Here is a 12,428-nt window from a genome sequence, read left to right on the forward strand (position 1 = left end):
TTCACTGAGACGAGGATTCCGGAGTTCGAAAAGCGAGACCCGATCCCGGGAAAGGGGCGGACGGCCGCGCGGCAAGGAAATTCACTCCGGGCGAGGGATCCGCGGTCGGTCTTCCCCCGAACACGGCGAAGCTCCGCCCCGGACGAGCGACCCGTGGGTCACCCGCTGGGCGGAGCTTCGCCGTCTACACCGGGTCCGCCGGCTCCGAGGGAGCCCGACGTACCCGGCCGTATGCCGTTGTCCGCGGTTCGCTGCCCGCTGTCGGTCAGGCTGCCCGCTGTCGGGTCAGTACGGGCCGTTCACGTTGTCGATGGAACCGTACCTGTCGGCGGCGTAGTTGCACGCGGCGGTGATGTTCGCGACCGGGTCGAAGGGGTCCATCGACGTGCCGGGCACGTGGTAGGCCTGGAAGGTCGGGTCGATCACCTGCAACAGGCCCTTCGACGGGGTGCCGCGCTGGGCGTTGATGTCCCAGTCGTTGACGATGCTCGGGTTACCGCCGGACTCCCGGATGATGTTCCGGTGGATGCCCTCGTAGGTGCCCGGGATGTTGTGCTCGGCCATCACGGCCAGCGCTTCCCGGATCCAGCCGTCGAGGTCGTTGGAGTAGGTGGTGGCCGCCTCCGTCGTGCTGCTGGTCTGCTGCGCCTCAGCGGCTTCCGCGGGGGCCTCCGCGGAGTCCTCGACTGCGGACCGCTCCGCCTCGCCGGCCTCGACCGGGGCTCCGACGGTCAGCTCCAGACCGGGGTGGATCAGGGCCGGGTTCTCACCGACGGCCTCGCGGTTGTCCTGGTAGAGCTGCTGCCATCCGCCTTCCAGCGAGTGCGCCTCGGCGATCCGGTAGAGGGAGTCGCCCGGGACCACGGTGTAGACCTCGCCGGCCTGCTCCTCGGGGGCGTCCGCCGCCGGCGCCTTCTTCTCGGCGTTGACCTGCTGCGGGGCCGGTGCGGCCTGCGCCGTCGTGGCGGCCGTGAGCGGGAGGGCGAGCGCGGCACCACCGGTGCTCGCTGCGACGATGGCTCGAATCAGCGCGCTCTTCTTGGCGCGACGGTGTTTACCCTTTGCGGGCATGATTTTTTCCTCTCCGTCGCCTGCGAGGTGAGCTGTCGGGTTCGGGCTGGAGATGCCCGGCCGCGTTGTTCCGCGGCTTCACCCCAAGCCGTCCGAGTCTTTCGGACCGGCGCCTTACCTGGGTCCCCCGCTCCTGCCGTACGTGAGTGAGTGCGAGTACGGTTCCCGGACGGCGGCAGGATTCGGCGGTCCGTCCGGACTGAGGTGACGGTAGACGAAGCGCCTCGGAAAGAACAAGTCCTCGGATAGCGGTACGCGGCACCTGCTGTATTCGGTCGGGGCTGATCGCGTTGCGCGCCGATCGGGAATTCCATCAACTCGCTTGGCAGCAAAGAGAAAAGGCGCGGAATGCAGACGTCTTTGCGCGGGGATTCCCGTGACCCATATCACCGGCGGGCACCGGCATTTCTTGTCATGCATCGAGCGGAAAGCAAGCTGATGACCGAACTCTCCGTTTTGCCGCCCGACACCCGATAAGGCGGCGATCGTCACCGGTCGGTGACGTACTGGCCGATCAGCGGCAAGATGTCAAATCCGGCGGGGCGCAGGGCGGGGAGCGGTCGGGCAGCGGACGTGTCCGGGGGGCACCCCGACGACATCCGGAGCGGTGGGTCGGCCATCGTCCGTCCACGCACGGGATACGGGGACGGTGCCCCTCGGGCCGGCACAGCGAGGCTTCCTGGTGCTCCGACGAAGAAACGTCCGGCTGCCCGCGCCGGATCGGGCGCGGGCAGCCGGACGTTCTGTCAGGCGAGCGGGAGGATGCGGTCAGCCCCTGCCGGACTTCCCGGTGGCGCGCAGCCACTCCTTGTTCATCTGGGTGATCGAGGTGAGCGGAATGCCCTTGGGACAGGCGGTGGCACACTCGCCGGTCAGCGTGCAGCCACCGAACCCTTCCTCGTCCATGGTCGCCACCATGTCCAGCACCCGGGACTCCCGCTCGGGGGAGCCCTGCGGCAGGACGTTGAGGTGGTTCACCTTGGCCGAGGTGAAGAGCATGGCCGAACCGTTGGGGCAGGCTGCGACGCAGGCGCCGCAGCCGATGCACTCCGCGTGCTCGAAGGCGTAGTCGGCGTCCGGCTTCGGCACCGGCGCGGCGTGCGCCTCGGGCGCGGTTCCGGTGGGGGCCGTGATGTAACCGCCGGCCTGGATGACCCGGTCGAAGGAGGAGCGGTCGACGACGAGGTCCTTCACGACCGGGAAGGCCGACGCTCGCCAGGGCTCGATGTCGATCGAGTCGCCGTCCTTGAAGGACCGCATGTGGAGCTGGCAGGTGGTGGTGCGCTCCGGGCCGTGGGCGTCACCGTTGATGACCAGGCTGCACGCGCCGCAGATGCCCTCGCGGCAGTCGTGGTCGAAGGCGACCGGGTCCTCGCCCTCCAGGATGAGCTGCTCGTTGAGGGTGTCGAGCATCTCCAGGAAGGACATGTCGGAGGAGATCCCGTCCACCTCGTAGGTGGACATGGCACCGGGGGCGTCGGCGTTCTTCTGCCGCCAGACGCGCAGGGTGAGCTTCATGCGTAGCTCCGCTGAGTGGGGTGGACGTACTCGAAGACCAGGTCTTCCTTGTGCAGGACGGGGGCGGTTCCGGTGCCGGTGAACTCCCAGGCGGCCGCGTAGGAGAACTCCTCGTCCTTACGGGCGGCCTCGCCGTCGGGGCTCTGCGACTCCTCCCGGAAGTGACCGCCGCAGGACTCGCTGCGGTGCAGCGCGTCCAGGCACATCAGCTCGGCCAGCTCCAGGTAGTCGACGATCCGGTTCGCCTTCTCCAGCGACTGGTTGAACTCCTCGCCGGTGCCCGGGACCTTGATGCGGCGCCAGAACTCCTCGCGGATCTCGGGGATCCGGTCGAGCGCCTTGCGCAGCCCCTCCTCGGTGCGGGCCATGCCGCAGTACTCCCACATCAGCTCACCGATCTCGCGGTGGAAGGAGTCCGGGGTGCGGTCGCCGTCCACCGAGAGCAGCCGCTGCAGCCGCTCCTCGGTCTCCGTGAGGGCCTCGGTGACCGCCGGGTGGTCTGCGGAGACCTCGTCGCTGTGCGGGTTGCGGGCCAGGTAGTCGTTGATGGTCGACGGCAGGACGAAGTAGCCGTCCGCCAGGCCCTGCATCAACGCGGAGGCGCCCAGGCGGTTGGCCCCGTGGTCGGAGAAGTTGGCCTCGCCGATGGCGAACAGACCGGGGATGGTGGTCTGCAGGTCGTAGTCGACCCAGAGCCCGCCCATCGTGTAGTGCACCGCGGGGTAGATCCGCATCGGGACCTTGTAGGGGTCCTCGTCGGTGATCTGCTGGTACATGTCGAAGAGGTTGCCGTACTTGGCCTCGACGGCCTTGCGACCCATCCGCTTGATGGCGTCGGCGAAGTCGAGGTAGACGCCCTGGCCGCCGGGGCCGACGCCACGCCCCTCGTCGCAGACGTTCTTCGCGGCGCGGGAGGCGATGTCACGGGGCACGAGGTTGCCGAAGGACGGGTAGATGCGCTCGAGGTAGTAGTCGCGCTCGTCCTCGGGGATCTCGTTGGGTGGGCGGTTGTCGCCCTCCGCCTTGGGCACCCAGATCCGGCCGTCGTTGCGGAGCGACTCGCTCATCAGGGTGAGCTTGGACTGGTGGTCGCCGGTGCGCGGGATGCAGGTCGGGTGGATCTGCGTGAAGCAGGGGTTGGCGAAGTAGGCGCCCTTGCGGTGCGCCCGCCAGATGGCGGTGGCGTTGGAGTTCATCGCGTTGGTCGACAGGTAGAACACGTTGCCGTAGCCGCCGGAGGCGAGCACCACGGCGTCCGCGAAGTAGGTGTCGACACGACCCGTGACCAGGTCCCGGGCGACGATGCCGCGGGCCTTGCCGTCGACCACGATGAGGTCGAGCATCTCGGTGCGGCTGTGCATCTCGACGTTGCCGGCCGCGATCTGCCGCGCCAGCGCCTGGTAGGCGCCGAGCAGGAGTTGCTGGCCCGTCTGGCCGCGGGCGTAGAAGGTGCGGGAGACCTGCACACCGCCGAAGGAGCGGTTGTCGAGCAGACCGCCGTACTCGCGGGCGAACGGCACGCCCTGGGCGACGCACTGGTCGATGATCTCCACCGAGATCTGGGCCAGCCGGTGGACGTTGGACTCCCGGGCGCGGAAGTCGCCGCCCTTGACGGTGTCGTAGAAGAGCCGGTAGATGGAGTCGCCGTCGTTGCGGTAGTTCTTCGCGGCGTTGATACCGCCCTGGGCGGCCACGGAGTGGGCGCGGCGGGGCGAGTCCTGGAAGCAGAACTGGACGACGTGGTAGCCCTGCTCGGCGAGGGTCGCGCCGGCGGAGCCGCCGGCCAGTCCGGTGCCGACGACGATGACGGTGTGCTTGCGCCGGTTGGCCGGGTTGACCAGCTTCGCCTGGAAGCGGCGGGTGTCCCAGCGCTCCTGGACCGGCCCCTCGGGGGCCTTGGCGTCGGCGATCGGCTCGCCGGACGTGTAACGGGTGTAGTCGACGTTGTCGGCCATGTCAGCTCACCACTCCGGTCAGGACGGCGACGGGTACGGAGATGAAGCCCAGGGTCAGTACGAGCGCGAGGCCGTTGGCGATCCCCCGCAGGGCGAGGTCGCGGCCCTTGCCGCCGGCGCCCAGGGTCTGCGCGGCGCTCCAGAAGCCGTGCCGGATGTGGAGGCCGACGGCGAGCATCGCGACGATGTAGAGAGCGGCGGACCACCACCGCTGGAAGCTGGCGACGACGTTCTCGTACGGGTGGCCGGACTGGAAGTCGGGGTTCACGGTGCCGAGGGTGAGGTCCAGGATGTGCCAGACGATGAAGAGGGCGAGGATCACTCCTCCCCAGCGCATCGTGCGGGTGGCGTAGCTGGCCCGCGGCCGCTTGTGGACGTACTTGACCGGGCGCGCCTTGATGTCGCGGCGGCTCAGCTGGGCGGCGGAGACGGCGTGCGCGACGACTGCGGTGAGCAGCACGACCCGGGCGATCCACAGCACCCACTCGCGGTGCATGAAGGGCTCACCCACCACCCGCAGCCAGTGGCCGTAGGCGTTGAACTCGTCCGGACCGAAGAAGATCTTCAGGTTGCCCATCACGTGGACGACGAGGTAGCCGAGCATGATCAGGCCGCTGACGGCCATGATCGCCTTCTTGCCGATCGTGGAGTGCCAGACCTGGCCGATCTTGGTGCGTGGCCGCGGGGGTGCCCCGCGCCGCTTCGCCTCATCCGTCGTACGCCCCTGCGGGCGCGTTGCTGTCACCGGTGCCATATCAGCAGACGTTAAGGGCTCACCCGATCAGACGTCCAAGACGTGGTTCGACTGTTTGCCATAGGCTGCGGCTATTTCTACTGGTCACAGCGGTGTTGTGACTCCGGTCGACGGTGGATCGTGAGCTTCTCGTTGCATCTTCTCCACCTGATCCGCGTCAGATCCATCCGCGTCCCACGGCACGGACGCCGGCCTCGAACCTGCTCTGCGCCCCCAGCCTGTCTGTCAACTGGGCCACGACCCTGCGCACCGTGCGGTCGGAGAGCCCGAGTTGGTGGGCGACCGCACGGTCGGTGGCACCCTGGCTCAGCATCCGCAGCACCCGCAGCTCGACGGTGGTCGGCAGCTCCCCACCAGCCTGGGAGAGGTCGTCGCCCCCTTCCCAGAGGAGGTCCGCGAAGGCGGCGAGCACCGACAGCGTCTCTGCTTCCTCCACGCGCACATAGCCGCGGCCCGACCCCGTGCGCACCGTGAGCAGGGCGCCTTCCACGCCGAGCAGCATCGCCCCCGGCGGCAGACCGCTGCTGCCGCGCACCGCGAAGCCCTGCTCCCGCTGCCACGCCACCTGCTCCACCACGGCCGGTGTCTTCAGCGCGGAACTGGGCAGCACGGCATGCAACTCGCGCTGGCTACCGCGGAGTTCGGCTTCGCAGCCGCGGACCGCGTCGAGTAGGGGGTCTTCGGCCGAGGCATGGTTCCAGAAATAGAAGAGTCGGCCTCCGCCCGCTCCCGCGATCTTCCGCGCGGCGGCGGTGAGCTCGGCCTGGCTCTTCAGCCGGGTGGCCCCTGAGTCGTCCACGAGCACGATCGACCTCCTCGAAACGATCCGCTGTCCCACCGGCCGCGGGCTGCCGCCTCACGGTGCCGCGGCCTTGCTCTTGTCGACGGGCCGCGGCTCCGGATCGGTCGGCAGCGCGCCGACCAGCCGGAGCGTGGCCCGCAGCCCGCCCTGGTCCCCCGGGTGCAGTTCCAGACGGCCGCCCGAGGACTCGGTGAGCTTGGAGGCGACGGAGAGCCCGATACCGCTTCCGGGGGAGGACCCGCTCCCGCGCCAGCCGCGGGTCAGCGCGGCCCGCCGCTCGGCGTCCCCCAGCCCCGGCCCCTCGTCCTGCACATCGATCCGGACACTGGTCTCCCCGACCAGCACCCTGATCCGTACGGTGCTGCCCTCCGGCGCGTACTTGAGGGCGTTGGCCAGCAGGATGTCGAGCACCTGCTCGGCGGCGCCGGGCCGGGCCAGGCTCCAGGCGTGGCGCGGCATGGTGACCTGGAGGTGCATGTCCCGCCCGGCCGCGGTGGCGGCCCAGCCCCGTACGACTTCCTCGACCACCCGGCAGACGTCCACCACCTGGACGTTCACCCGGTGCGAGACGGTCTGCGCGTGGTCCAGCATGTCCGTCAGCGTCCGGTCGAGCCGGTCGACGTCGGCGAGCACCCTCTCCAGCCGTTCTTCGGCCTCCCCCGTCACGTACGGGCCGAGGTTCTCCAGCCGCAGCCGGAGCGCCACCATCGGGTTGCGCAGTTGGTGGGCCACGTCCGCGAGGAAGTGGCGCTGCTCCTCCATGGCGGACTGGAAGACGGTGGCCAACTGGTTCACCTCGGTCGTCAGCTGCCGCAGCGCTTCCATGCCTCCCTGGTAGTCCGCCCGGGCGTGGAAGGAGCCCTCCGAAAGCAGCCGTACCGCGTCGCCGATCTGCTCCAGCGCCTCCAGGTTGGACCGGCGCAGCCGGGACACGGGCAGGACCAGCAAGGCGGTGCCGAGCGGTACCAGGAGCGCCAGCAGCGCCCAGACCAGCAGGATGTGATTGCGTACCTCGGCGGCGGGCTGCCGTACGAGCACCACCCCCTGCTCCGCCCCGTCGCCCGCGAACGGGGCCGCGGCTGAGAGCCGCCCGTCGACCCCGGGCAGCATCGACGCCCTCCCGGGGACGGTGACCCGCCCCTCTCGGACCTCCAGCCTCCGCACCACTTGGGCCAGTGCCGGCGGGGCCCCCGGCGAGACCGAGAGGGTCCCGTCCGGCCAGCGGACGGCGGCCTCCAGACCGCGGGCGTCCGCCAACCCGGCGATGAGGCGGTCGCGGTCGGCTCCGACCGCGGAGTCCCCGGTCGGAGCCGTCGGCGGCTTGGGCCGGTCCTCGGACAGGACCGGTGCCAGGGCGAGGGCCGCGTCCCGCAGGCCGCCGGTGGCGGCGTCCACGTACCGCTGGGCGGTGAGGGCGCCGATGACGGCCACGAGGGCGGTGAGCACCAGGCCGATCAACAGTGCCTGGACGAGTACGTGTAACTGACGCATGCTCGGCCGTGCGCCCTTACTTACCGGTCACGGACTCAAAACTGAAACCGACGCCGCGGGTGGTCCTGATCCGTCCCGCGGCGCCGAGTTTCCGACGGAGCGCCGCCACGTGGGTGTCGAGGGTCCGGGACTCCCCGGCCCACTTCTGGTCCCACACCGCCTCCAGGAGTTGCTGGCGCGAGTAGACCCAACCGGGCCGTTCCGCCAGGAGGTTGAGGAGCGCGAACTCCTTGAGTGTCAGCTGCACCTCGGCTCCGTCCACCAGCACCTTGTGCTGGGCCCGGTCGATGGTGATCCGGCCGCGTCGGATGACGTGGTCCACCGCGCCCGCGGCGGGCGCCGCGCTCCGCCGGGTGACCGCCGCCATCCGGGCGAGTAACTCCTGCAACCGGTAGGGCTTCACCACGTAGTCGTCGGCTCCGAGTCGCAGGCAGATCACCTGGTCCATCTCGCTGGACCGGGCGGTCACCGCGATGATCGGGACCTGTGAGGCGTTCCGCAGCGACCGGCACAGCTCCAGTCCGTCCATGTCGGGCAGGTTGAGGTCGAGCAGGATCACATCGCTGCCGGCCCGGCTCCGCAGCGCCATCGCCCCGGTCGAAACGTGGTCCACCTGCCATCCGTACCGCTGTAGGCCGTCCGCCAGGGCGCTCGCGACCTCGGCATCGTCTTCGACCAGCAGTGCCCTCACAGATTCCCCCTGATTCCGGACGCACGCGATTCCGGCAGAGCGCCCCCGTACACCAGACCCCGCGGAGCCGCTTCGACCGACAGGCCGACCATACTTAAATTTGCATGGATCTGACATTGCTATCGCGATGAACTCACCTGCGACTCCTAGCCTGGCCGCGTGCCCGGGCCGGCTTCTTCCCAAGCGCCCCCGGGAGGTGCCGGACGGGGGTCGACAGCGGTGGCCGTATCGAGGGAACACGTCAACAGAACCCTGACTTTCTGGGTGCTGTTGGGCCTGTTCTCGGGGGCGGTATTCGGTCTGGTCGCTCCCGGTGCCGCCGCCCACGTCCGATTCCTGGCGGACGGTTTCATCTCGGTCATGATGACGCTGATTCCCCCGGTCATCTTCACCACCGTCGTGGGCGGGGTCGCGGCGCTCGGCAGCGGACGCCGAATGGGCCGCCTCTCGCTGAAGGCGATCGTCTACTACGAGGCCATGACCACGGCCGCGCTCGGGCTGGGCCTGCTCGCCGGGAACCTGCTGAACTTCTCCCCCCTGGAGACGTCGGGCGGCAAGGACTCCTCGGCACAACTGGACTCACTGCTGGAGAAGGTGGAGCGGGTCTTCGACAGCTCCGCCGGCGTCAACGCCATCGCGCCCCAGAGCCTGTTCTCCGCCATCACAGGCGGAAACCCGCTGCACGCCCTCACGGTCGGGGTGCTGATCGGCGGGGCGATCCTGATGGCCGGCAGGCGGGCGGCCCCGGTCCTGGACCTGGTGAACCGGTGCAGCCACATCCTCTTCTGCGCGGTCCGCATCCTGCTCGTCGGCGCACCGCTGGCCGCCTTCGGCGGTGCGGCCAACACCACGAGCCAACACGAGTCCATGCAGGACACCGGGGTGCTCCACTTGCTCTTCGGGTTCTTCGGCACCTGCGCGCTCGCGGTCTTCCTGGGTCTGGGCCTGCTCGCCCGGCTCAACGGGTTCTCGCTGCTGCGCCTGCTGCGGTTCCTGCGCTACGAGATCCTCCTCGTCATCGGGACGTCGTCCTCCGGGCCGGTGTTCCCGCGGGTCCTGCGCAAACTGGAACTCGCCGGGGTCCCCCGTGCCACCAGCGCCCCGCTCATGGCCGGCGGCCAGTCCTTCCACCTGATCGGCACCTGCGTCTACATCACCATGGGCGCCACCTACATCGGTGCGGCCGCCGGGCACCCCATGGGCCTGGGCGAGCAGTTGTTCTTCCTGGCCATCGCGGCGGTGGTGTCGAAGAGCGCGGTGGGCGTCACCGGCTCGGGGCTGCTCACGCTCATCGCCACCATCTCGGTGGCCCATTCGGTTCCCGTCTCGGGCGTGGCCCTGCTCATCGGGATCGACCGCTTCATGTCCGAGGCCCGGGCGCTCACCAATCTGGTCGGCAACGCCGTGGCCACCCTGGTCATCTCCAAGTGGGCCGGCCAACTCGACACCGAGCGACTGCGAGAAGTCCTCACCGGCCAACGCCGTGTCGAACCGGACCGACCGGCGGACGACCCCGACGTGGTGGACATCCGCATTTCCGACACATAGCGACTTCTTACCCAGGACCGGAAATCAGCTCAGCCACCCGACTCGCACTGCCTTCCCGATACCGCACTCACGTCAGATTCCCGTCGGCAGAGAAGATGAGGAACGCGGCATGTCCGTCACCACTACCACCACTGACGACACCGTCTCCCTGGCGGAGAAAATCAGAAGGATTCCCTCACGCAATTTGGGATTCACCTTACAGGCCGCTCTCCTGCCCGCCCGACGCGAGGTGACGATCCTCCGCTCGGAGACGGACCTCGACACCGAGGAGATCAAGCAGGAGACGCTGGCGATGAACACCCTGCTGCGGCGCTGGGTGCGGGTCAGCATCGTCTGGGACTCCCGGCTGCTCACCCGGCCGCACCTCGCCCAGTACCTGGGGTGGCAGCTCCGCGCGGGCATCGAGGTCCGCACCGCTTCCCGGGTGCCCGCCACGCTGGCCCTGGTGGACGATCAGACGTCGCTGGTCAGTGCGGTCTCGGAGGACGGGGGGACGGGCCGGGGGGTGACCCTGTCCACCTGCCCGGAGACCACCGGCATGTTGCGCTACCTCTTCCTGAGGACCTGGGCGGACGCCACCCCACTGTCCGCGAGCGGCCCCTGGACGGGCGACGGGCAGACCCGACTCGTCATGCGGATGCTGGCCGAAGGCGCGACGGACGACCAGATCGCACACGAAATGAGCGTTTCCAAGCGGACGGTGAGCCGCACCGTCGCCCGGGTGATGACGGAACTCAACGCTCGGAGCCGATTCGAGGCGGGGGTGATAGCGGCCCGTCTCGGCTATTTCGAGACTTCGGAACAGCGGTGGCTGGCCTGACGAGCGTCCCCATTGGCGCTACGGTCCGCCGGAAGTCCTCGGCGGACCGGCCAACGGCGTCGGACGCGCTGCGCCACAAGGCGGAGGGACGTCCCGATACTGGGCGTATCAGGATGTTCCGACAACGCGGCGAGGTGCCGTAGCTGCCGTCGTGCGCCCACCAGTGATTACGGGACAGCGCTCACCCCGGAAACCCCGGTGCGGAATCTGGGGAAAATGATGCTCCCCGGACCGCTGACCGCTGGAAAGGCTTCCGGCAGAAGGACGCCACCCCCTGTCGGAATACGGCCATGGGAGCCACCGGCTTGCAGCCCGAACCGCCCGACAGGGATTCGCGTCGGGGATTCAGGCCTGCTCGCGCACGAGGCGCATGTCCCGGTGGGCCAGGTGCCAGACGGTGTGGTAGCTCTCCACCAACGGGGAGGTCACATAGGTGAGATCGCCCTTCTCGACCCGCAGCAGGGCGTTCTCCAGCCGCGCCGGGTAGGTCGCCCACAGCGGCGCCGTCCGGGCCACCTCGCGCACGGCGGGCTCCGCGCGCTCCGAGAACTCCCGGAGGCGCTCGCCGATGTCGTCCCGGGCGCCGCGCTGGTAGCGGGTCACCAGGCTCTTCAACTCCCCGTCGTGGGCCTCGAAGCCGGTCAGCACCGCGGTCAGCGCGGCGGTGCCGGGGCCGTCGTCCCCGGCCAGCCACTGGGCCAGCAGCTCTTCGGCCCGGCCGGTTCCCCCGGGGGTGAGCCCCCACATCGCGCCGCGGGGGGTCTGCGCCTGCCGGACCAGACCGGCCTCCACGGCCTGGTCGAGAACCTCCTGGGGGTTGCCGACGTCCCAGGCGGCGAGCCGCTCCGGATCCAGCCATCCGGCGACCCGCAGCGCGTGCAGCGTGGCGCCGCCGGCCTCGCGAAGGTCAGAGAACTGCGTCATCGGTTCCTCACTCACTTCCGGTCGGTTGCTGTCGTGGTGCCGTCCGCGCCGATCGGCCCGGTTCACAGGTACGCCTGGGCGTGGGTGAGGGCGAGCCGCGCCAACGGGCCGTCGGCCCCCAGGCGGTGCCTCGCCTCCTCGGCTCCGCGCCGGGTGGCCGCCCGCACCCACGCCTCGGCGGGGCCGCTGATCACGTCCGAGGCGTCCTCCGGTCCGAACGTCCAGCGGCCGTGCGGTCCCCCGTCGAGGTCGATCCGCAGGGTGTGCCCGGCGGGCGGCCGGGCCCGGGCCCGGCGCAGCGCGAAGGCCAGGGTGGCGTGGCCGAGGGAGGCCACATGCCACGCCTCCGCCCCGAACCGCTGCGGGCGCCCCATCCCCTGCGCCAGGTCCCAGCCGTGTGCCCAGCTCTCCATGAGGCGGGCCTGGGCGAACGTCCCGGCCGACATACCGAGCGCCCACGGCACCCGGGCGTCGGGCGAGGCGTTCTCCAGCGCGGCGAGGGTGGCGTCCTGAGCCCGTGTCAGCCACTCCAGGAGCCGGTCGGCGTCCAGCCCGGCCCCCCGTGCGACCCCGGCCGCGGTGAAGGCGTCGGCACCGGGGTACGGCCGGACGGCCTCGGCGAAGGAGCGCGGCCCGCCGGTCACGGTGTCCGCCGCGACCTCCTCGGTGTCCGCGAGGTGGGCGATCTGGTCCCGGACCGTCCACCCCGCCGCGGGGGTGGGACGGTCCAGGTCCTCTTCGGTGAGCGCCCCGAGCAGTTCGCGGACGGCGGTGAACTGCGCGGCCAGGTCCCGCAGCACGGAGCTGTGAGACGGGGCGTCGTGCCGCGGGTGCCCCGGCCGCGCGGTCCCAGC

Annotated in this window: 11 protein-coding genes and 1 riboswitch; of the genes, 2 read left to right on the plus strand and 9 right to left on the minus strand. The window is 70.1% G+C overall.

Annotated features, from left to right (window positions below):
• Positions 1-285 precede the first annotated feature (285 nt).
• The 7 genes from BGP73_RS06870 to BGP73_RS06900 form a co-directional block, all read right to left on the minus strand.
• Positions 286-1,071, minus strand: a complete 786-nt coding sequence (locus tag BGP73_RS06870; protein ID WP_069812602.1) for a LysM peptidoglycan-binding domain-containing protein — start codon at positions 1,069-1,071, stop codon at positions 286-288.
• 2 nt (positions 1,072-1,073) lie between these two features.
• Positions 1,074-1,234: riboswitch (cyclic di-AMP (ydaO/yuaA leader) on the minus strand.
• A 605-nt stretch (positions 1,235-1,839) separates the two neighbouring features.
• Positions 1,840-2,589, minus strand: coding sequence for a succinate dehydrogenase/fumarate reductase iron-sulfur subunit (locus tag BGP73_RS06875; RefSeq protein ID WP_069812604.1), 750 nt, complete (start codon positions 2,587-2,589; stop codon positions 1,840-1,842).
• Positions 2,586-4,544, minus strand: a complete 1,959-nt coding sequence (locus BGP73_RS06880; RefSeq protein WP_069812606.1) for a fumarate reductase/succinate dehydrogenase flavoprotein subunit — start codon at positions 4,542-4,544, stop codon at positions 2,586-2,588. The genes BGP73_RS06875 and BGP73_RS06880 overlap by 4 nt, the downstream gene beginning before the upstream one ends.
• Position 4,545: 1 nt before the next feature.
• On the minus strand, positions 4,546-5,298 hold the full coding sequence (locus BGP73_RS06885) for a succinate dehydrogenase cytochrome b subunit (protein ID WP_079127262.1): 753 nt from the start codon (positions 5,296-5,298) through the stop codon (positions 4,546-4,548).
• 157 nt (positions 5,299-5,455) lie between these two features.
• On the minus strand, positions 5,456-6,103 hold the full coding sequence (locus tag BGP73_RS23465) for a helix-turn-helix transcriptional regulator (RefSeq protein WP_069812610.1): 648 nt from the start codon (positions 6,101-6,103) through the stop codon (positions 5,456-5,458).
• 51 nt (positions 6,104-6,154) lie between these two features.
• Positions 6,155-7,591 (minus strand): sensor histidine kinase, encoded by a 1,437-nt coding sequence (locus tag BGP73_RS06895; protein ID WP_139134530.1) that lies wholly within the window; start codon positions 7,589-7,591, stop codon positions 6,155-6,157.
• 16 nt (positions 7,592-7,607) lie between these two features.
• Positions 7,608-8,282 (minus strand): response regulator transcription factor, encoded by a 675-nt coding sequence (locus BGP73_RS06900; protein WP_069812614.1) that lies wholly within the window; start codon positions 8,280-8,282, stop codon positions 7,608-7,610.
• Between the two features lie 219 nt (positions 8,283-8,501).
• Here BGP73_RS06900 and BGP73_RS06905 point away from each other — a divergent pair, with 219 nt between their 5' ends.
• On the plus strand, positions 8,502-9,830 hold the full coding sequence (locus BGP73_RS06905; RefSeq protein ID WP_170837760.1) for a cation:dicarboxylate symporter family transporter: 1,329 nt from the start codon (positions 8,502-8,504) through the stop codon (positions 9,828-9,830).
• Positions 9,831-9,939: 109 nt separating this feature from the next.
• Positions 9,940-10,650, plus strand: coding sequence for a helix-turn-helix transcriptional regulator (locus tag BGP73_RS06910; protein ID WP_069812617.1), 711 nt, complete (start codon positions 9,940-9,942; stop codon positions 10,648-10,650).
• A 345-nt stretch (positions 10,651-10,995) separates the two neighbouring features.
• Here BGP73_RS06910 and BGP73_RS06915 read toward each other — a convergent pair whose 3' ends face one another.
• Together BGP73_RS06915 and BGP73_RS06920 are read right to left on the minus strand one after the other, a co-directional pair.
• Complete coding sequence (locus tag BGP73_RS06915; protein WP_069812619.1) at positions 10,996-11,574, minus strand: hypothetical protein; 579 nt, start codon at positions 11,572-11,574, stop codon at positions 10,996-10,998.
• Between the two features lie 62 nt (positions 11,575-11,636).
• On the minus strand, positions 11,637-12,374 hold the full coding sequence (locus BGP73_RS06920) for a maleylpyruvate isomerase family mycothiol-dependent enzyme (RefSeq protein WP_170837761.1): 738 nt from the start codon (positions 12,372-12,374) through the stop codon (positions 11,637-11,639).
• Positions 12,375-12,428: the final 54 nt, after the last annotated feature.

The sequence above is a fragment of the Streptomyces sp. TP-A0874 genome, assembly GCF_001748085.1.
Lineage (GTDB): Bacteria > Actinomycetota > Actinomycetes > Streptomycetales > Streptomycetaceae > Streptomyces.

Excerpts from the sequence above, each read along its gene's own strand:
- BGP73_RS06910 (WP_069812617.1), top strand. The coding sequence starts at position 9,940 with ATGTCCGTCACCACTACCACCACTGACGACACCGTCTCCCTGGCGGAG.
- BGP73_RS06870 (WP_069812602.1), bottom strand. The coding sequence starts at position 1,071 with ATGCCCGCAAAGGGTAAACACCGTCGCGCCAAGAAGAGCGCGCTGATT.
- BGP73_RS06885 (WP_079127262.1), bottom strand. The coding sequence starts at position 5,298 with ATGGCACCGGTGACAGCAACGCGCCCGCAGGGGCGTACGACGGATGAG.
- BGP73_RS06895 (WP_139134530.1), bottom strand. The coding sequence starts at position 7,591 with ATGCGTCAGTTACACGTACTCGTCCAGGCACTGTTGATCGGCCTGGTG.
- BGP73_RS06875 (WP_069812604.1), bottom strand. The coding sequence starts at position 2,589 with ATGAAGCTCACCCTGCGCGTCTGGCGGCAGAAGAACGCCGACGCCCCC.
- BGP73_RS06915 (WP_069812619.1), bottom strand. The coding sequence starts at position 11,574 with ATGACGCAGTTCTCTGACCTTCGCGAGGCCGGCGGCGCCACGCTGCAC.
- BGP73_RS06880 (WP_069812606.1), bottom strand. The coding sequence starts at position 4,544 with ATGGCCGACAACGTCGACTACACCCGTTACACGTCCGGCGAGCCGATC.